The organism is Kitasatospora sp. MAA19, from assembly GCF_029894125.1.
GTDB lineage: Bacteria > Actinomycetota > Actinomycetes > Streptomycetales > Streptomycetaceae > Kitasatospora.
Genome location: NZ_JARXYZ010000007.1, coordinates 191,301 through 210,466 on the forward strand (window position 1 = coordinate 191,301; position 19,166 = coordinate 210,466).

At 74.4% G+C, this 19,166-nt stretch carries 19 protein-coding genes; 12 read left to right on the plus strand and 7 right to left on the minus strand.

From position 1 onward, the window contains the following. Positions 1-67: 67 nt before the first annotated feature. Positions 68-1,648, minus strand: a complete 1,581-nt coding sequence (locus P3T27_RS14220) for a phosphonate degradation HD-domain oxygenase (RefSeq protein WP_280678135.1) — start codon at positions 1,646-1,648, stop codon at positions 68-70. Between the two features lie 405 nt (positions 1,649-2,053). Here P3T27_RS14220 and P3T27_RS14225 point away from each other — a divergent pair, with 405 nt between their 5' ends. Further along, the gene (locus tag P3T27_RS14225; RefSeq protein WP_280678137.1) at positions 2,054-2,374 is read left to right on the plus strand and encodes a DUF6087 family protein; all 321 of its coding nucleotides are present in this window, start codon (positions 2,054-2,056) and stop codon (positions 2,372-2,374) included. A 41-nt stretch (positions 2,375-2,415) separates the two neighbouring features. Here P3T27_RS14225 and P3T27_RS14230 read toward each other — a convergent pair whose 3' ends face one another. Further along, a complete protein-coding gene (locus tag P3T27_RS14230) occupies positions 2,416-3,510 on the minus strand; it encodes an aminotransferase class V-fold PLP-dependent enzyme (protein WP_280678139.1) in 1,095 nt (364 codons plus the stop codon). A gap of 99 nt (positions 3,511-3,609) precedes the next feature. Between P3T27_RS14230 and P3T27_RS14235 the strand changes: the two genes are divergently transcribed. From P3T27_RS14235 to P3T27_RS14260, 6 genes are all read left to right on the plus strand, one after another. Next, entirely contained in the window at positions 3,610-4,701 is a 1,092-nt protein-coding gene (locus P3T27_RS14235) for an amidohydrolase family protein (RefSeq protein ID WP_280678141.1), read from the plus strand. A gap of 219 nt (positions 4,702-4,920) precedes the next feature. Beyond that, positions 4,921-5,598, plus strand: coding sequence for a uracil-DNA glycosylase (locus tag P3T27_RS14240; protein ID WP_280678143.1), 678 nt, complete (start codon positions 4,921-4,923; stop codon positions 5,596-5,598). 205 nt (positions 5,599-5,803) lie between these two features. After that, positions 5,804-6,865 (plus strand): SCO1860 family LAETG-anchored protein, encoded by a 1,062-nt coding sequence (locus tag P3T27_RS14245; RefSeq protein ID WP_280678145.1) that lies wholly within the window; start codon positions 5,804-5,806, stop codon positions 6,863-6,865. Between the two features lie 169 nt (positions 6,866-7,034). Continuing rightward, the gene (gene glnII, locus P3T27_RS14250) at positions 7,035-8,057 is read left to right on the plus strand and encodes a glutamine synthetase (protein WP_280678147.1); all 1,023 of its coding nucleotides are present in this window, start codon (positions 7,035-7,037) and stop codon (positions 8,055-8,057) included. A gap of 225 nt (positions 8,058-8,282) precedes the next feature. Next, positions 8,283-8,813: a hypothetical protein gene (locus tag P3T27_RS14255; protein WP_280678149.1), complete on the plus strand. Its 531-nt coding sequence runs from the start codon at positions 8,283-8,285 to the stop codon at positions 8,811-8,813. Beyond that, positions 8,810-9,616: an MOSC N-terminal beta barrel domain-containing protein gene (locus P3T27_RS14260; RefSeq protein WP_280678151.1), complete on the plus strand. Its 807-nt coding sequence runs from the start codon at positions 8,810-8,812 to the stop codon at positions 9,614-9,616. The genes P3T27_RS14255 and P3T27_RS14260 overlap by 4 nt, the downstream gene beginning before the upstream one ends. 24 nt (positions 9,617-9,640) lie before the next feature. Here the strand turns inward: P3T27_RS14260 and cobC are convergent, their stop codons facing one another. Together cobC and P3T27_RS14270 are read right to left on the minus strand one after the other, a co-directional pair. Continuing rightward, positions 9,641-10,687, minus strand: a complete 1,047-nt coding sequence (gene cobC / locus P3T27_RS14265) for an Rv2231c family pyridoxal phosphate-dependent protein CobC (RefSeq protein ID WP_280678153.1) — start codon at positions 10,685-10,687, stop codon at positions 9,641-9,643. Next, complete coding sequence (locus tag P3T27_RS14270; RefSeq protein WP_280678155.1) at positions 10,684-12,054, minus strand: cobalamin biosynthesis protein; 1,371 nt, start codon at positions 12,052-12,054, stop codon at positions 10,684-10,686. Before P3T27_RS14270 ends, cobC begins: the two co-directional genes overlap by 4 nt. Positions 12,055-12,279: 225 nt before the next feature. On the opposite strand from P3T27_RS14270, the gene P3T27_RS14275 reads away from it, so the two are divergent. The 4 genes from P3T27_RS14275 (at position 12,280) to P3T27_RS14290 (ending at position 16,453) form a co-directional block, all read left to right on the plus strand. After that, positions 12,280-13,200 carry an alkaline phosphatase family protein gene (locus P3T27_RS14275; RefSeq protein ID WP_280678157.1) on the plus strand — a complete coding sequence of 307 codons (921 nt, stop codon included), beginning with the start codon at positions 12,280-12,282 and terminating at the stop codon, positions 13,198-13,200. A gap of 5 nt (positions 13,201-13,205) precedes the next feature. Continuing rightward, positions 13,206-14,603: an MFS transporter gene (locus P3T27_RS14280; protein ID WP_280678159.1), complete on the plus strand. Its 1,398-nt coding sequence runs from the start codon at positions 13,206-13,208 to the stop codon at positions 14,601-14,603. Then, positions 14,600-15,634 (plus strand): TolB-like translocation protein, encoded by a 1,035-nt coding sequence (locus P3T27_RS14285; RefSeq protein WP_280678161.1) that lies wholly within the window; start codon positions 14,600-14,602, stop codon positions 15,632-15,634. The genes P3T27_RS14280 and P3T27_RS14285 overlap by 4 nt, the downstream gene beginning before the upstream one ends. Positions 15,635-15,700: 66 nt before the next feature. Beyond that, on the plus strand, positions 15,701-16,453 hold the full coding sequence (locus tag P3T27_RS14290) for a hypothetical protein (RefSeq protein WP_280678162.1): 753 nt from the start codon (positions 15,701-15,703) through the stop codon (positions 16,451-16,453). Positions 16,454-16,618: 165 nt separating this feature from the next. On the opposite strand, the gene P3T27_RS14295 is transcribed toward P3T27_RS14290, so the two are convergent. Then, positions 16,619-16,915 (minus strand): DUF1330 domain-containing protein, encoded by a 297-nt coding sequence (locus P3T27_RS14295; RefSeq protein WP_280678164.1) that lies wholly within the window; start codon positions 16,913-16,915, stop codon positions 16,619-16,621. A 20-nt stretch (positions 16,916-16,935) separates the two neighbouring features. Next, positions 16,936-17,853, minus strand: a complete 918-nt coding sequence (locus P3T27_RS14300) for an EamA family transporter (protein ID WP_280678166.1) — start codon at positions 17,851-17,853, stop codon at positions 16,936-16,938. Between the two features lie 138 nt (positions 17,854-17,991). Here P3T27_RS14300 and P3T27_RS14305 point away from each other — a divergent pair, with 138 nt between their 5' ends. Next, entirely contained in the window at positions 17,992-18,504 is a 513-nt protein-coding gene (locus tag P3T27_RS14305; RefSeq protein ID WP_280678168.1) for a MarR family transcriptional regulator, read from the plus strand. A 17-nt stretch (positions 18,505-18,521) separates the two neighbouring features. Here P3T27_RS14305 and P3T27_RS14310 read toward each other — a convergent pair whose 3' ends face one another. Then, positions 18,522-19,166 (minus strand): class I SAM-dependent methyltransferase, encoded by a 645-nt coding sequence (locus P3T27_RS14310; protein ID WP_280678170.1) that lies wholly within the window; start codon positions 19,164-19,166, stop codon positions 18,522-18,524.

Below are 19,166 nucleotides of genomic sequence, written 5' to 3' on the forward strand. Positions count from 1 at the left end.
GGCGGGGCCTCCCGACTCGGCCCTAGCCCATCAGCCCTGCCCGGGCGGGGCCTCCCGACTCGGGGCCCTAGCCCATCAGTGCGGTCAGCAGCGGGCGGTAGTGCTCGAAGCCCGGCGTCGGTGCACCGGCCACCTTCGCCTGCTCGTCCCAGCGGCGCACGGCCAGCGCGTCGGCGGCACCCGGGAGTTCGGCGAAGGCGGCGGCCTGTCGCTGGTCCATCGGGCCGCCCTGCACCTGCAGCGTGTACTCCGAGGCCTCGGACAGCTGCTGCCGGTAGCCCGGCTCCACCGCGCACAGGTAGCGCTTGGCGGCCACGTGCAGGCGGACCGGTTCGGTCACCTCGGGGCCGAACCAGCGCGCCAGCCAGTCGGCGCCGGTGTCGCTGTGGCGGTTGTCCTGGCCTCCCATCAGGTCCCGCCCGTGCAGGGCGCCCCGGAAGTGCCCGACGTCGTGCAGCAGCGCGGCGGCGACGAGGTGCGGCGGCGCCCCGGCCGCCTCGGCAGCGGCGGCGGCCTGCAGCATGTGCTCGGCCATGGTGACCTCCTCGCCCAGGTACTCCCCGGCGCCCTCGCCCGCGAACAGTTCGGCGATCGCGTCCAGGGCGGCGGTGCGGCGGTGCAGCACGGCGAGGGTGCTCGCCAGGCAGTCGAGGTCGGCGTAGCAGCCCTGGAGGTGGCGGTGGCCGTCCTGCTGGAAGGCCGTACGGGCGTGCAGCAGGCGGGTGTTGTCGAAGATCAGGCAGTCGCCGCGGTCGAGGCGGAAGGTGAGCTGCAGCTCCGGGCGCAGGGTGATCGCGGCGAAGCGGCGGTAGGCGGCGTAGAAGGCGTTCAGCTCCTCGGGGGTGCCGCGCAGGGTGCCGATCGAGCGGTTGTTGAACCGCACCTCGCGGATCCGTCCGAGCGCGTCCAGCTCGATCAGCGGGCGGTCGGCGCGCAGCTCGGTGCGGCGGTCGCGGAAGACGAACGGGACGGGTGTGCCGGTGAGCGCCGCGAAGTCCGCGGGCGCCTCCTCCCGGAGGATCGCGGCCGCCGTGAAGCCGTCCACCAGGCCGGAGTCGCCGCCCGTCGCGGAGTTCTCCAGGCAGTGCAGCAGCTGGAGGGTCGGCACCGGGTCCCGGTACGGGTTGTCGGTGTGCGGCGCGATCGCGACGCTGGTGAAGGCCAGGTTGTTCGGGTCCGGCTCGACCCGGACGTCGAACAGCTCCCCGTAGTTGGTGACCCGCACGTACCCGAAGGTCCCGGCCACCCGGAGGACCTGCCGCTCCACCGCCGGCACCCCGCGCAGCACCGCGAAGCCGCTGCGGCGCACGGCGGTGAGGACGGCGGCCTGCTCGGCGGGGTCCGCCAGGTAGGCGGCCCACTGCGCCTCGGGGAGGCCGCGGGCGAAGTCCGCCGCCGCCCAGAGCCGCTTGTCGGCCTCCGTCCGCCCGTCGCCGTCCTGCTCCGCGTCGAGCCACGCCAGCGGGTACCGCGACCGGTGCCCGTCCGACCAGAGGACCTCCAGGTGGCCGTCGATCTCCGTGCTCGCGGAGATCGTCAGCCCCTCCTCCAGATCGTTGATCTGGAACAGCTTCTGCCCGTTCCGGGGGTCCCGGCACTCGGCGCACGGGCAGTTGTCGCGCAGCCAGTACGGCGGCAGCTCGGTCATGGTGGTCTCCTCCTCGGCGACTTGCCGGGCGGAGTTGTATAGCCAACTTCTCCCTGGCCGGAGCCTGCCGGTCCCCGGTGAGATCGGCGTGCCGGACAGATGAACGCCGGGGGAACTGTGTCGGGAGGCGATGGCCGAAAGCCGCCGTGCGCGGAGGCTCGGCCCCGCTTCGCTCCGCTCTGCCGCCGGACCTCGGCGGCCGGGACTCCCTCGACCTCGCGGCGGATCTGCGGGCAATGCTGGCGGGGTGGGCGACCAAACGGCTTGCGGAACCGGCCGCGCTGCGACTCCGATCGGCACAGCGGCTGTCGGTGCTCAACCAGGAGCCGAAGTAGGGCAAGCCGCCGGTGGAGGTGGGGCGGAACGGGCTACCCTCGGACCGACGCTGAGCAGGAGGATCAGAACGTGGTCTTTCCCGACGATGAACCGCTCGTGGAGTGGTACGCCGCCCGCGCCGACCGTCACCGGCCGCCAGGGACCCGTGACGCGCTGGCGCTCGTTCCCGAGGGCCGCCGGGAGCTGCACCCCTTCGAGGACCTCCCGCGCCTGGTGGTCGAGTGGGACGGCCGAGCCTGGCAGCCGCTTGCCGTCGCGGACGACTTTGCGGAGGCGTATCCGCTGCTTGTGCGGCGGGACGGGGAGCTCATCGAGCCGCAGGAGGACACGCCTCTGGCGCTGCTGCGGAAGGGTGCTGGTCGGCATCGGCGGCCGATTCCGCCCGCGTGAACGGAGCGGCCCCCGTGCGAACGGGGGCCGCTCCGGCGTGCTCAGCCCTGGACGGTCGCCGTCCAGGCGGCCTCGGCGGCGGCGAGGGCCGGGGCCGGGTCGGTGGCGGTGGCCGTGGCGAGGGCCGTGAGGCAGGCGTGGACGGTGGCCAGGGAGGCGGCGGGGCCGTAGTGGTTGACCCGGAGCATCGAGGCGGCGAGGGGGCCGCCGCCGGGCTGGACGGGGAGGGCCGGGTCGAGGCGGAGCACGGCGGCGGCGAGTTCGGCCGCGTGCACGCCGGCCGGGGTGCGCAGGGTGGTGGCGACGGGCGCGGCGTGGGCGTCCTCGGAGACGAACGGGGTGAGGGTGCCGAGGGCGCGGACGCCGGCGCGGGTGGCGGCGGAGGCGGCACGGTGGCGGGCGATGACGGCGGGCAGGCCGTCGGCGGTGATGCGGTCGAGGCAGGCGCCGAGGGCGAGCATCTCCAACTGGGCCGGGGCGTGCGGGAGTACGGTGCGTCCGGCGTCCGTCCAGCGCTCCTTCCAGTCCAGCAGGGAGAGGTAGGAGCGGCGCGGGGCGGCCGGGTTGGCGGCGATCCGCTCCCAGGCGCGCTCGGAGACGGAGACGGCGGAGACCCCGGCGGGGCCGCCCATGGCCTTCTGGCCGCCGATGACGCACAGGTCGACGCCCCACGCGTCGGTGAGCAGCGGCTCGGCGGCGACGGAGGCGACCGCGTCGAGCATCAGCAGGGCGCCGTGCGCGCGGACGGCGGCGGCGATGTCGGCGACGGGGTTGGTGTTGCCGGTGGCGGCCTCGGCGTGGACCAGGGAGACGAAGTCGACGGCCGGGTGGGCGGCGAGGGCGTCGGCGACCTGCTGCGCGCTGACCGCGCTGTCGAAGGGGACGGCCAGGTCCACGACCTCGACCCCGCAGGAGCGCAGCCAGTTGCCGAAGGTCTGCCCGTACGGGCCGGTGACGATGTTGAGCGCGGTGGAACCGGGGTGCGCGGCGCCGCGGATCGCGGCCTCCAGCGGCAGCAGCGCCTCACCCTGGGTGACGATGACATCGGCGCCGGTGTGCAGCAGTGCGGCCACCTGGTCCTCGATCGCCGCGAACTCGGCGGCGCTGAGCGGGGGGAGATCCAGGAAGGGGCTCACGTCGAGATGGCCTTTCGCTGCGGGGGATGGTGGGGACGGGAACGAGTCTGCCGCATTCTCGCCGCTCACCCGGAACCCGCCCCTCGGTAGAGTGCGGCCATGAGCGATGGCGCGGTGCTGCACGTTCGGGGTCGGGTGCTGGTCGGTCCGGAGGACGTCCGGGACGAACTCTGGGTGGTGGACGGCCGGGTGAGCTTCACCTGCCCGCCCGGCGCCGAGGACGTCCGGACGGTCACCGGCTGGGTGCTGCCCGGTCTGGTGGACGCGCACTGCCACGTCGGCCTGGACGCGCACGGCGCTGTCGACGCGGAGACCAGCGAGAAGCAGGCGGTCACCGACCGTGACGCCGGCACCCTGCTGATCCGCGACGCCGGCTCGGCCGCCGACACCCGGTGGATCGACGAGCGCGAGGACCTGCCCCGGATCATCCGCGCCGGGCGGCACATCGCCCGCACCCGCCGCTACATCCGCAACTACGCGCACGAGATCGAGCCCGGTGACCTCGCCGCGTACGTCCGCGCGGAGGCCCGGCGTGGCGACGGCTGGGTGAAGCTGGTCGGCGACTGGATCGACCGCGAGCGCGGCGACCTCGCCGCCTGCTGGCCCGGCGACGCGCTGGCCGAGGCGATCGCGGCGGCGCACGAGGAGGGCGCACGGGTCACCGCGCACTGCTTCGCCGCCGAGTCGCTGCCGGACCTGCTGGCGGCCGGCATCGACTGCGTCGAGCACGCCACCGGGCTGACCGAGGAGCTGATCCCGGCCTTCGCCGAGCGCGGCGTGGCGATCGTCCCGACGCTGGTCAACATCGCCACCTTCCCGGGCCTGGCGGCGGGCGGCGAGGCCAGGTTCCCGGCCTGGGCGGCCCACATGCGCCGGCTGCACGAGCGCCGTTACGCCACCGTGGGCGCCGCGCACGACGCGGGCATCCCGGTGTTCGTCGGGACGGACGCGGGCGGCTCGCTCGCGCACGGGTTGGTGGCGGACGAGGTGGCGGAGCTGGTGAAGGCGGGGCTGAGCCCGGCGGAGGCGCTGTCGGCGGCCACGTGGGGCGCGCGCGAGTGGCTGGGGCGGCCGGGGCTGGAGGAGGGCGCGTCGGCCGACTTCGTGGTCTACGGGGAGGATCCGCGGGCGGACGTCCGGGTGCTCGCCGATCCCCGGCTGGTGGTGCTGCGCGGCCGCCCGGTCGGGTGATCGCGCGGGGCGTCGGTCACCTGTCGCGAGCCGTCGTCGACCTGTCGCGCGGGCCGGCGTCCACCTGCCTCGCGGGCCTGCCTCGGGGGTCTTCGCCCACCTGCCTCAAGGGCCGGCGCCCACCTGCCTCGTGGGCCGTCGCTCACTTGCCTCGTGGGCCTTCGTTCACATGATCATCCGCTGAACGCGCTGTCGGTGTAGGCCGATAGGGTGGCCACCATGGCACCGCGTCCACTGAACGAGATCGTCGAGCCCGGCTGGGCCGCCGCCCTGGAACCCGTCGCCGGGCGGGTCGCCGCCATGGGCGACTTCCTGCGCGCCGAACTGGCCGCCGGCCGTACCTACCTGCCGTCCGGCCCGAACGTGCTGCGGGCCTTCCAGCAGCCGTTCGCCGACGTGCGGGTGCTGATCGTCGGGCAGGACCCGTACCCGACCCCGGGCCACGCCGTCGGGCTCAGCTTCTCGGTGGGGCCGGAGGTGCGGCCGATCCCGGCCAGCCTGATCAACATCTTCCAGGAGTACGGCACCGACCTCGGCCTGCCGCAGCCGTCCAACGGCGACCTCACGCCGTGGACGCAGCAGGGCGTGCTGCTGCTCAACCGCGCGCTGACCACCGCGCCGCGCAAGCCCGCCGCGCACCGGGGCAAGGGCTGGGAGGAGGTCACCGAGCAGGCGATCCGGGCGCTGACGGCGCGCGGCGGTCCGCTGGTGGCGATCCTGTGGGGGCGCGACGCCCGTAACCTGCGGCCGTTGCTCGGGGAGATCCCGGCGATCGAGTCGGCGCACCCGAGCCCGTACTCGGCGAGCGGCGGCTTCTTCGGCTCGCGGCCGTTCAGCCGGGCGAACGAGCTGCTGGCGCGGCAGGGGGCCCAGCCGGTGGACTGGCGGCTGCCGTAGCGGGGCCGGGCACGCTCTAGCAGACCGGAGTCAGTGGTAGGCGTCAATCTCACTCCAACGAGTGAAATGACGTTCTGTGTGACTCATGTGACGGATTGTTCGAGAAGACTGGCGGCTCACCGTTCGGAGCACCGGCCCCTCCCCGCCTGTCGCGGGTGACGTCCTGGGCGCGCTCCGGAGCAACAGCACCTGTGGGGGTACCGCCATGTCTTCCCGGCCTTCTCGCCGAATCGTTTCCGCCGCCGCCGTCGTCGCGGCCTGCACCCTGCTCACCGTTCCACCGGCCTACGCCGCCCCGGCGGCTCCGGGGGCCGCCCCGGCGCCCACCGGATCCGGGGCGCCCGCCGGGACGCCCGCCGCGTCGCCCGGCAAGGCGCGTGCCGTCACCGCCGAACTCGCCCTGGACGTCAGCCTGTTGAACAAGGCGGTGGACGTTCCGGTGAACATCGCGCTCAACAAGGTGGAGACGCCCGCGCAGCGCGACGGTTCGGTCCTCACGGCCAAGGTGGACGGCGTCGACCAGCAGGGCCCGGTCACCCTGGTCAAGGCCGACATCGGCAAGTCCGTGACCCACGCCGACGCCAAGGGCGCCGCCGCCTCCGTCCAACTGGTCAACGCCGACGTGCACGCCCCCGGCCTGCCCGCCACCACGCTGCTCGGCCTGGAGGCGATGAGCGCCGAGGCGACCTGCCCGGTCGACGGGCAGCCGACCGCCAACGTCGTCGCGCCCGCCAGGCTGACCGTGCTCGGCAAGCCCGTCACCATCGGCCTGTACGGGCCGACCAAGGTGGACGTGCCGCTGATCGGCAGCGTCTCCGTGGAGCTCTCCAAGAAGACCACCACCTCGACCACCGCCGCCGCCTCCGCGCTGGAGGTGCAGGTGGAGGTGAACCCGCTGAACCTGAACGTCGCCAAGGTCACCGGTACGATCACCGTCGCCTCGGTGAGCTGCGAGAAGCCCACCGCGCCGCCCACCACCCCGGCCACCGCCCCCGCCACGGACGCGCCCACCACCGCCCCCGCCGCCCAGCCGGTGGCCGACACCACCACCGGCGCCGCCGCCCCGCCGCCCGCCACCGGGAAGCCCGGGAGCACCGGGAGCACCGGGAAGGCCGAGAAGCCGGCCCCGGCCGCCGGCCTCGCCGCCACCGGCGGCAGCAGCGCCACCGGCCCGCTGGCCGCCGGGGCCGCCGCCCTCGTCGCGGGCGGGGCCTGCGCGCTGTGGGCCACCCGGCGCCGCCGGGCCGCGCACGCCCGCCGGCACTGAGCCTCGGCGCCCAGCGGTGCGGGAGTGCCGTCCCCGGCACTCCCGCACCGTGACCGTGCCAACGCGGACGGTTGGTTCACATGCGCGTTACACGAGAGGAACAACCGGGAAACGGCGGCTTGCGACGCTACGCGGGCACCCACCACCCAGCTATGCGAGGTACACCGCCGTGGCAATCAAGGCCGAGTACATCTGGATCGACGGCACCAAGCCGACTGCGAAGCTCCGTTCCAAGACTCGTGTCCTGGCCAACGCGGACAAGATCCCCACCTGGGGCTTCGACGGTTCCTCCACCAACCAGGCCGAGGGCCACGCCTCGGACCGTGTGCTCGCGCCGGTCGCCACCTTCCCGGACCCGATCCGCGGCGGTGACAACATCCTCGTCCTGTGCGAGGTCAACGAGATCGACGGCACCCCGCACGAGTCCAACACCCGTGCGCTGCTGCGCCCGATCGCCGAGCAGTTCGCCGCTCAGGAGTCGATCTTCGGCATCGAGCAGGAGTACACCTTCTTCAAGGGCTCCCGCCCGCTCGGCTTCCCCGAGGGCGGCTTCCCGGCCCCGCAGGGCGGCTACTACTGCGGCGTCGGCGCCGAGGAGGTCTTCGGCCGCGAGATCGTCGAGCTGCACCTGGACCGCTGCATCGACGCCGGCCTGGCGATCTGCGGCATCAACGCCGAGGTCATGCCCGGCCAGTGGGAGTTCCAGATCGGCCCGGTCGACGCCCTGACCGTCTCCGACCACATGTGGGTCGCCCGCTACCTGCTCTACCGCACCGCCGAGGAGTTCGGCATCGACGCCACCCTCGACGCCAAGCCCGCCCGCGGCGACTGGAACGGTGCCGGCGCGCACACCAACTTCTCCACCAAGGCGATGCGCGAGAACTACGACGCGATCATCACCGCCTGCGAGTCGCTCGGCGCCTCGCAGGAGAAGGTCCTGGAGCACGTCACCCAGTACGGCGCCGACATCGAGTCCCGCCTGACCGGCAAGCACGAGACCGCCCCGTGGAACGTCTACAGCTACGGCGTCTCCAACCGCGGCGCCTCGGTGCGCATCCCGTGGCAGGTCGAGGTGGACCAGAAGGGCTACATCGAGGACCGCCGCCCGAACGCCAACGTCGACCCCTACGTGGTGACCCGCCTCCTGGTCAACACCTGCTGCTCCGCCCTGGAGAAGGCCGGCCTCGTCTGAGCCGCCCTCCCCTGAGCACCCCGCCGGGCCTCCCCTCCACGCGAGGGGAGGCCCGGCGGCCGTTCCTGGCCGCCCGTAACCTGTGGACCCGGCCGTGAGTCCGCACGCCGGTGGTCGATCCACTCGTTGAACGTCGATCCGGTCATCGATTCCGTCATCGATCCGGTCATTGATCCCGTGGTCAATTCGGTGGTCAATCCGCCGGGTCAGCCGGAGAATTCAGGGATGACGCTGCCCCTGCTCCTCCTCGACGTGGACGGACCGCTCAACCCCTACGCCGCGCCGAAGGCGCGCCGGCCGGATGGCTACGACACCTACCGCATGCTCCCGGCCTGGTGGGCGGACCGGCAGGCGCACCGCTCGGACACGCAGGCGAAGCCGCTGCGGGTGTGGCTGAACCCGGCGCACGGGCCGGAACTGCTCGCCCTGCCCTACGAACTGGTGTGGGCGACCACCTGGATGGCCGACGCGAACACCCACATCGGCCCGCACATCGGCCTGCCCGAGCTCCCGTACATCCGCTGGACGGACCTCTTCGGGGCGGACCCGGACGGCCTGCACTGGAAGACCCGGGACGTGGTGGCCTGGGCGGACGGCCGCCCGTTCGTCTGGGTCGACGACGAACTCGGCCCGCAGGACGACGAGTGGATCGCCGCCCACCACCCCGGCCCGGCGCTCGCCCTGCACATCAACCCCCGACTCGGCCTGCGCGAGGGCGACTTCGCGACCCTGCGCGAGTGGGCGGCCGCGGCATGAGGCTCGGGACGGTCGAACGGCTGCGGCGCTACCCGGTGAAGTCGCTGCTGGGGGAGGAGCTGGCGGCGGCCGAGGTGGATGCGCGCGGCGTGGACCGGGACCGCGCCCGCGCCCTGCTCGACCTCGGCACCGGCAGGATCGCCAGCGCCAAGAACCCGCGCCGGTGGGCCGGCCTGCTGGGCTACACGGCGACGGTCACCGCCACCGCGACGACGGGCGACGGCGTGGCGATCACCGGGCCGGACGGACGGCACGTGGACGAGGCGGAACTGTCCGAGGCACTCGGCCGCAAGGTCGCCCTGGTCGCGGAGCGCCCGCCCGGGGCGACGATCGAGCGGGCCGTCCCGGACGAGGTGCTGGCGCACGGTATCGAGGTCGAAGTCGAGGTCACCGTCAACGAGTTGGGGCGGGCGGCGCCGGCCGGCGGGTTCTTCGACTTCGCCCCGCTGCACCTGATCACCACCTCCACGCTGGCCGCGACCGGCGCCGAGGCGGAGCGCTACCGCCCCAACCTGGTGATCCGCACCGAGGGCGAGGGGTACGTCGAGAACGCCTGGGTGGGGCGGGAGTTGACCATCGGGCCGGCGCTGCGGCTGCGCGTCGTGGTGCCCACCCCGCGCTGCGCCGTGCCCACCCTGCGGCACGGCCCGCTGCCCCGGAGCACGTCCGCCCTGCGCGGACCGGCCGAGCACAACCGGCTGGTCCCGCTGGAGGGCATGCCCGCGCTGCCCTGCGCGGGCGTGTACGCGCAGGTGCTGGCGCCCGGCCGGATCGCGGTGGGGGACGAGGTCGGGCTGGGCTGAGCAGCCACCGGGGGCAGCGGGCGGTCAGGCCGAGCCGAGGACCGCCGCGAGGGCGTCCAGGAAGCGGTCCGTGGTCGCCTCGTCCCGGACGGCGATCCGCAGCCACTCCTCGCCCAGCCCGGGGAAGGTGTCCCCGCGCCGCACGGCGAAGCCGCGCCCGCGCAGCCGCTCCCGGACGACCGCCGCGCCCGGCAGCCGTACCAGGACGAAGGAGGCGGCCGGCTCGCCGTACACCCGCACCGACGGGAATCCGGCCAGCCCCTTCAGCAGGTGCTCACGCCAGAGCGCCAGGTCGGCGGCCGCCTGTTCGGCCTCGGCGAGCGCGGCCGGTGCGCTGCACGCCTCGGCGGCGGCCAGCGCGGGGGTGGAGACCGGCCACAGCGGCTGCGCGGCGCCGAGCGCGGCGATCAGCGGCGCCGGCCCGAGCACGTAGCCGATCCGCAGTCCGGCCAGGCCCCAGGTCTTGGTGAGGCTGCGCAGGACGACGACCTGGCCGGGCAGGTCCCGGACCGGGGCGAGGGACTCGCGTTCGCCGGGCACGGTGTCCATGAACGCCTCGTCGACCACCAGGGTGCGCCCGGGGCGGGCGAGCGCGGCGACGGCGTCGGCGGGGTGCAGGACGGAGGTCGGGTTGGTCGGGTTCCCGAGGACGACCAGGTCGGCCTCCGCCGGGACGGACCCCAGCCGGAACCCGTCGTCGGGGGAGAGCAGCACCCGGTGCACCTGGTGCCCGGCGTCCCGCAGCGCCGCCTCGGGCTCGGTGAACTGCGGGTGCACCACAACGATGTGACGAGCCGTCACAACGCGTGCGAGCAGCACGAAGGCCTCCGCCGCCCCCGAGGTGAGCAGCACCTCGGCGGCGGGCCGCCGGTGCCGGGCGGCCACGGCGGCGCGGGCGGCGCCCTGGTCGGGGTAGGCGGCGAGGTCGCCGAGGGTGGCCGCGAGCCGTTCGCGCAGCCAGGTCGGGGGAGTGCCGGTGCGGACGTTGACAGCGAGGTCGACCAGGCCGGACCCGTCGGCGCGCACCTCGGCGTCGCCGTGGTGGCGAAGGTCGGGTTCGGGGGCGGTCACGCGGGGTCTCCTTGCGGATGGGCGGGCAGGCCGGGGACCGGTGGGGCGGGCAGGCCGGGGACGCGGTGGACGTCGTACGGGCCGGGCGGCACGGTCGGTGCGGCGCCGTCGCCGAGGGCGACCAGCGCGACGGCGTGCCCGTGCGCGGCCAGGGTGAGGGCCGCCTCGGTGCAGTCGTCCGTCACGATCCGCCGGGTCCCGGGCCGGAGCAGTCCGGCGACCGCCTCGACCGCGCCCGGCGTGCCCACGACCGCCGAGGCGCGCCGCAGTTCCGCCAGCGCGCGGGGCACCAGCAAGTCCTGCTCGCCGGGCCCGAGCCCGACGACGGCGAGCCGCCCGCGCGGCGCGGTACGGGCGATCGCGACCGTGGCCGCGGCCGACTTCCGCTTGGTGGCGACGAGTTCGCCGCCGGGCGCGCTCGCCAGGGCGGCCGCCTCGGCGACGCTCGGCGTGCCCACGGCCGCGCCGACCAGCTCCGACGGGGTCGGCACCGGCACCGCGGCCAGGGCCGCCGCCGGGTGCTCGTCCACCGGTACCCCGCCGAGGCAGAAGGCGGCCCAGCGCACCGCCGGGTGGTCCGCCTTGCCGGCCACGGTGGCCAACCGGGCCACCGACGACCGGGCCAGGCCGCCCTCCTCCAGCGTGTCCATGAGCAGCCGCATCAGCTCGCTCTGCTCGGCACCGCCGCCCGCGCCGACCCCGACGACCAGGGTGCGGGGGTGGACCAGGAGCACGTCCTCGCCGGGGTAGCTGCGGTCGGTGACCCGTAGCACGGGGGCGTCGGCGGGCGCGTCGGGACGGACCGAGGGCGGAAGGGCGGGCAGCGGGTACGCCAGGTCGTTCTCCAGCCGGACCGGCCGGCCCTCGGCGACCGCTTGCGAGGCCGCCGCTCCGCGCGGGCCGCGGGTGGCGGTGGAGGCAAGCCCGTCGAGGTGCCCGGCCAGGGTCGGCGTCAGGGCTGGAGCCAGGGTCGGCGCCAGAGCCCGGCCCGGGGCCTCGGCGGGCGGCGGGCCGCCGGTCAGGACGGCCCGGACGCCGAGCAGGGCGGCCAGTTCCTCGGCCAGCTCCTCGGCGCCGGTGCCACGGTCGGTCAGCGGCACGGCGTAGCGCAGGCCCAGGTCCAGGCTGACCAACCCGGGCCGGCGCGAGCCCTGGTGCGAAGCGTCGGAGAACAGCCGCACGGTGGTCGCGACGGACGCGAGGCAGACCACCAGGTCGTGTCGGTCGAGGGCGTGGTTCAGGGCCTCGGTCGGGCCGAAGCAGGAGGAGACGGAGGCCTTGTAGACGTGGGTGGTGTCGGGCCAGGCGGTGTGGATCTCCCCGGCCAGCAGGCGGCCCGCCCCGTTGAGGGCGACCAGTCCGATCACGTCCCGCTCCTTCGCCACGAGCCCCCACGGGCCCCCGTGGTCACAAGCCCCCGTGATCCCACCACGCCCGGCCGGAACGGGTCAATCGGGGCGGCTGTGACGCGCATCGCCGGCGGGCGGCAGCTGTTCGTCTGTTCTTCATCCTTCTTGTGCGGTACACGACACCGGCGCGATCCTACTGTTCTGGGCGCTCCATCCAGGCAGCCCCGACGCACGGAGGACCCGATGGCCTTCGCACAACTCCGCACCCTCGGAACCACCAGCCCCCGCCGCCCGCTCCGCCGCCCCCTCACCGCCCTCGCCGCCGGACTCGGTCTCGTCGGCGGCTCGCTCGGCCTGTGGGCCGCCGGCGGCAGCGCGGCCGCCGACGCCGCCGCCGGGCTGCCCTCGCCCGACCACGTGATCGTCGTGGTCATGGAGAACCACGCCTACTCGCAGGTCATCGGCAGCTCCAGCGCGCCGTACATCAACAACACGCTGGTCGCCGGCGGTGCGACGCTGACCCAGTCCTTCGCGCTCACCCACCCCAGCCAGCCCAACTACTACATGCTGTTCTCGGGCAGCGCGCAGGGCGTCACCGACGACAGCTGCGTCGACGTCGGCGCCCTCCAGCAGCCCAACCTGGGCTCCGAGCTGCTCGCCGCCGGCCAGACCTGGGCCAGCTACAACGAGGGCCTGCCCTCCCAGGGCGCCACCGACTGTCGCGTCGACAACTACGCGCAGAAGCACAACCCGTGGTTCGGCTTCGGCAACGTACCCGCCTCCAGCGCCTACGGCATGGACGCCTTCCCGACCGACTACACCACCCTGCCCAAGGTCTCCTTCGTCGTGCCGGACCTCTGCAACGACATGCACGACTGTTCCGTCGGCACCGGCGACACCTGGCTCCAGACCAACCTCGCCGCCTACGCGGACTGGGCCAAGAGTCACAACAGCCTGCTCGTGGTCACCTTCGACGAGGACAACCGCCTCGCCGGCAACCGCATCCCGACCCTCGTCTACGGCGCCCACGTCACCCCCGGCAGCAGCACCGGCACCAGCTACAACCACTACAACGTGCTGCGCACCCTGGAGGACCTCGCCGGGCTGAGCACCCACGCGGGCAACGCCGCCAACGCCACCGACATCGCCGGCATCTGGAACTGACGCCCGTGTACGTCGCGGATTCCCGCAGCTCCAAGGCCCCCGCCGCCCCGGCCCCCGCATCCGGCGGGCCGGGGCGGCGGGGGGCCCTGCGCGCCGTACCCGGGACGGTGCTCGCCCTCGGTGCCGTCAGCCTGGTCACCGACGTCTCCTCCGAGATGGTCAGCGCCGTGCTGCCGCTCTACCTGCTCACCGGGCTCGGCCTCTCCCCGCTCGGCTTCGGCCTGCTCGACGGCATCCAGAACGGCTTCAGCGCGCTCGTCCGCCTCGCCGGCGGCCACCTCGCCGACCGCCGCGGCCGTGACGGCGCCGCCCGCCACAAGGCCGTCGCGGCCGTCGGCTACGGCCTGTCCGCGCTCTGCAAGCCGCTGCTGCTGCTCGTCCACACCGTGCCGCTGATCGGTGCCGTCATCGCCGTCGACCGCACCGGCAAGGGCCTGCGCACCGCGCCCCGGGACGCGATGATCTCGCTCTCCACCGAACCCGCGCACCGCGGACGGGCGTTCGGCGTGCACCGGGCGATGGACACGGCCGGCGCCCTGCTCGGCCCGCTGACCGCCTTCCTGGTGCTGCGTCTCGCCGGCGGGCCGCTGCTCGCCGACGGCGGCGAACGGCACGGCTACGACGCGGTGTTCACGGTCAGCGCGTGCGTCGCCGCGCTCGGCGTGCTGATCCTGCTGCTGTTCGTGCCGAACCGGCAGGTGGCTGACGGTCCGTCAACTGCTGCCCCCTCGCTGCGGGACAGTCTCGCCCTGCTGCGGCTTCCCGGGCTGCGCCGGCTCACGCTCTGCGCCGTCCTGCTCGGACTCACCACCGTCAGCGACTCCTTCCTCTACCTGCTCATCCAGCGCCGGCTCGGTCTCGACACCAGCCTCTTCCCGCTGCTGCCGCTCGGCACCGCCGCCGCCTTCCTGCTGCTCGCCGTCCCGCTCGGCGCACTCGCCGACCGGATCGGCCGTCGCCGGCTCTTCCTCGCCGGGCACGCGGTCCTGCTGCTCGCGTACGGGCTGCTGCTCTCGCCGGTCAGCGGCGTGCCCGCGGTCGTCTGCGTCCTGCTGCTGCACGGCGCGTTCTACGCGGCCACCGACGGAGTGCTCGCCGCGGCCGCGGCCGACGCCGTCCCGGCCGGGCAGCGCGGCGCCGGGCTCGCCCTGGTCGGCACCGGGCAGGCGCTCGCCCGGTTCGCCTGCTCGCTGCTGTTCGGTGCGCTGTGGAGCGCGGTCGGCGGCACCGGCGCGCTGGGCTGGTCGGCGGGGGCGCTCGCGGTGTGCGTGCTCGGCGCGGCCGCCGTCCTGCGCGAACCCGCCGCCCCGGGTGATCCCGCTGCCCCGGGTGATCCTGCCGCCCCGCGCGAGCCTGACACCCCGCGCGATCCCGCCGCCACCGCCTCCGAGGAGCCCTCGTGAACCGACTCCAGAACCGGACCAGGGTGATCGTGCTGCTGGTCGCCGTGCTGCTGCTCGGCGCCGTCGGCACCGGGGCCGTCCTCTACGCGGCCGACCGCACCGCCCAGCGCGACCAGGCCCAGCCCGGCGGCCCCGCCGTCGCCGAAGGCGCCGTCACCCTGCAAGGACCCTCCGGTGGGCGGGAGTTGGTGTTCCGCAACATGGCCTGGGGCCCGCACCGCGACGAGCTCACCGCCGTCCCCGCCGACCGGCCCGACGGCCCGCGCACCGCCTCCGGAGTCCAGTGCCTGCGCTTCTACGCCGCCGCCGGCACCGGTATCTGCCTCCAGTCCCAGCACGGCGCCCTGGAGGACACCTACCGCGCCGTGGTCCTCGACGACCACCTGCGCGAGCGGCGCTCCTTCCCGGCCGCCGGCATCCCCACCCGCTCCCGGGTCTCCCCGTCCGGGCACCTCGCCGCCTGGACGGTCTTCGTCAGCGGCGACTCCTACGCGGGCACCGACTTCTCCACCCGCACCTCGATCGTCGACGTCCGCGACTGGAACCTCCGGGACAACCTGGAGACCTTCGACGTGATCAAGGACGGCCACCCGTACCAGGCCCACGACATCAACATCTGGGGCGTCACCTTCGCCGACGACAACGCCTTCTACGCCACCCTCGCCACCGGCGGCCACACCTACCTCGTCCACGGCGACCTCGCCGCCCACAGCCTCACCACCCTGCACGAGAACGTCGAGTGCCCCTCGCTCTCCCCGGACGGCACCCGCATCGCGTACAAGAAGCGCGTCCCCGGTGCGTCGCCGGACGCGCCCTGGCGGCTGTACGTCCTCGACCTCGCCACCATGACCGAGACCGCCACCGCCGAGCAGCGCAACATCGACGACCAGGCCGTCTGGTCGGACACCGGCACGCTCCTCTACGCCATGCCCGGCGACTACGGCGCCGACCTGTGGACCGTCCCGGCCGACGGCGGCGGCGCTCCCCGGCGGGTCACCCAGGCTGCGGTGGCCCCCGCCTACCTGGGCTGAGGAACTCTGGGCTACGGTCCCTCGTCGAGCACAGTGACGTCCTGATCGAACGGGGGAACGAGAACCGTGGACGGCATTCCACCCGAGCGTACGGTCACCGACTCCTGGCCCGCCCTGCACGGCCGACCCGTCCTGCGGCGCACCGTCGCCGTCGGGCTGGTGCTCTGCGTGTCGGTCGCGGCCGCCCTGGTGGTGCGTGGGGTCAACTCGCTCACCGTCGGTGGCACCGGCCGCGAGACCGACCGCGACCGCGCCGAACGCCTCGCCGGCCTCCACCCCTCCCAGCACCCCGGCGCCGGCCGCTACTACGTCCCCGTCGGCGCCATCTACACCCGCACCGCCGACGGCACCCCCATCGCCTACCTGCACTACCGCATCGCGGGCAAGGATGTCGGCCTCGGCGATTTCCTGCGCACCTACGACCTCCCCGCCCCGGGCGCCACCGCACCTCTCCCGCCCGACCTCACCGCCGCCCTCGGCGGCGACGAACCGGCCGAGGCCCCCGAACTCCCCGAAGACCCCGAGCCCACGCCCGCCCCTACTCCCACGCCATCACCGGCCGCCACCGCCGACCCGGCACCCGCGGCACCCCCGGGCCTCCAGGCCGCCGACACCGACCCCGATCCCGACGCCGACCCCGATCCCGACGCCGACCCGGGCCCGGACCTCGCCGACGACACCCCCGCCCCCACCCCCGCCCCCTCCCTCACTCTCACCCCGACCCCCACCCACCCCCAGGCCACCCGCCGCATCTACGTCGCCACCATCCCCGGCGGAGCCCCGGGCGCCGCCGACATCTACATCCGCGCGACCGGCTGACCACACCGCGGCGTCCCCGCTCGGGCTGGGACTATCACGATCTAGGTGTACGGCACCCGGTTGGCTCAGGCTCGCTGTCAGAGCGGTGAAGGCGGCCCGGATGTCGACGCGCAGCCACCCCGCCGGTGGGAGCGTGGCGGGGTGGCTGCGCGCTGGGGGTGCGGGTCAGGCCGGCAGGCCGGGGACGGCGGCGATGGTGACGGGGTGGCCCATGGTGGCGGTACGCCATGCGGCGAGGGCCTGGTAGGCGGGGGAGTCGTACCAGCCGCGGGCGTCGGCCTCGGTGGGGAATTCGAGGATGGCGGTCTTGGTGTAGGCGGTCTCGCCTTCCAGACGGGCCGGGGCGTCGAAGGCGAGCAGGCGGCCCTGGTAGGGCTCCATGGTGGCGCCGACGTTGGCGAGGTAGTGGCCGAGGGCGGCGTCGGGGGTGTGGTCGGTGCGGGTGATGACGACGTAGTGCATGGCGTGACTCCTTGTGCCGGTCAGCGGGTGACAGGGGTGGCGGGGGCGACAGGGGTGAGAGGGGGTACGGCGGGTTTGGGCTGCCGGGCGGGGGCCTGGCCCGCGAACATGGCGCTCAGGGCCAGCAGCAGGCCGAGGAGTTGCCATCCGGTGAGGGTCTGGCCGAGGACGACGAGGCCGCCCGCGGTCGCTACGACCGGGTTGATCAGTCCAAGGAACGAGGCCGGGCCGGCGCCGAGGCGTTCGATGCCGCGAAACCAGAGGACGTACCCGAGCGCGGTGCTGAAGACTCCGAGATAGGCGAAGCCGGCCAGGTTGGTGGCGCTCAGGGACGGCGGTGCGCCCTCGACGAAGCCGGCGAGCGGGACCAGGAGAGCGGAGCCGGCGAGGAGCTGCCAGGCCGTCAGATCCAGCAGGGTGGCACCCTCCGGCCGCCCCCAGCGCCGGGTGAGGACGGTCCCCGTCGCCATCAGGGCGATCGCGCCGACCATCGCGGCGATCCCGACGCCGTCCAGCCGGGCGCCGCTCTTCAGCACCAGCAGGGCGACGCCGCCGACCCCGGCGAGTCCCGCGAGCAGCGCCCGTCGTCCTGGCCGTACGCCGAGCACGCCGATCGAGAGCCCGGCGACGAGCAGGGGCTGGATCGCCCCGATGGTGGCCGCGACGCCGCCGGGCAGGCGGTAGGCGCCGACGAAGGTGAGCGGGAAGAACAGCCCGATGTTGAGCATCCCGAGCACGGCCGCGCGCCCCCACCAGCGCCCCTTGGGCAGCTTGCGGCCGATCAGCAGCAGGAGCAGCCCGGCCGGGAGGGCGCGCAGGGCGGCGAGCAGCAGCGGACGGCCTTCGGGCAGGAGCTCTGTGGTGACCAGGTAGGTCGTGCCCCAGGCCGCCGGGGCGAGTGCCGCTGTGACGGCCACTCCTGCGCGTGTTCCCCTCATGACATCCCCCTCAACGTTGACTATCTGAACGTTGAGATGATTAGTACGCCCAAAGGTGAGTGAACGTCAAGTATGTGAATGTTAAGCTAGTTGCCGGCGGTCCGGCCCGGGCCGCGGGAAGCAGGGAGGCGACAGGACATGCAGCAGCGCGACACCGTCGACGACATCGTCGAGCAGTGGACCAGGACCCGCCCCGACCTCAACACCGAGGCCATCGGCCTGATCGGCCGGATGCGACGCCTCAACGTCCGCGTCGACGGCGCCCTGCGCGAGTACTTCAACTCCTGCGGCCTGGACTCCTCCGAGTTCGACGTCCTGGCCACCCTGCGCCGCTCCGGCGAACCCTACGAGCTCAACGCCCGCGCCCTCCTCAAGGCCGCCATGGTCACCTCCGGCGCCATCACCAACCGGGTCGACCGCCTGTCCGCCAAGGGCCTGGTCGAACGCAACCCCTGCCCCGACGACCGCCGCGCCGTCCTCATCCGCCTCACCCCGGCCGGCAAGGACCTCATCGACGCCGCCCTGGCCGGCCACGTCCGCAACGAGGAGCGCATCCTGGCCGGTCTCGACGCCGACGAGCGCGCCCAACTCGACGTCCTGCTCAGGAAACTCCTCATCGCCCACGGCGACACGGAGTCCCTGTCGGGCTGAGTACGCGTGGCCGGAACTCAGACCTCGGCGATCAGCGCGTACCGTTCGTCGTCCACCGGACCGCCCCAGAGCTCCGGATCCCCGCTCAGCACCTCGACCCGCAGGCCACGCGCCAACGGCCGCACGGCGGCGGCGAGTTCCGCCGCCCCCACCCCGCCGTTCCAGGGCAGCCGCTCGGCGCCCGAGACGTACGGAATGCCGGTGGTACGCCAGCGGCCCTCGACCAGCACCAGCCGCCCGCCGGGCCGCAGCCGGCCCACCCAATCGGCGAGCGCGGCACGGGGGGCGGACAGCGTCCACAGCAGGTGCCGGGCCAGCACGACGTCGAACGCGGCCTCGCCGGTCGGCGGCGAGGCCGCGTCTCCGACCAGGAACCGCCCCGGCCGACCGGCCTCCGCCAGCTTCCGCTGGGCCCGCGCCACCATCCCGGGCGCCAGATCCACCCCGGTCACCCGATGCCCCGCCTCCGCGAGCAGCAACGACAACGACCCGGTGCCGCACCCGACATCCAACACATCGGCCGAGCCGGCCGGCACCCAGTCCGCGAGCCGCCGACGCCACGCGGCGCGCGTCGGCCCGGCCTGCAACCCGTGATCGGGCTCATCGTCGAACGATGCGGCGGCGGCGTCCCAGTAGGCGCCGATGGCGTCGGGTTCGACCAT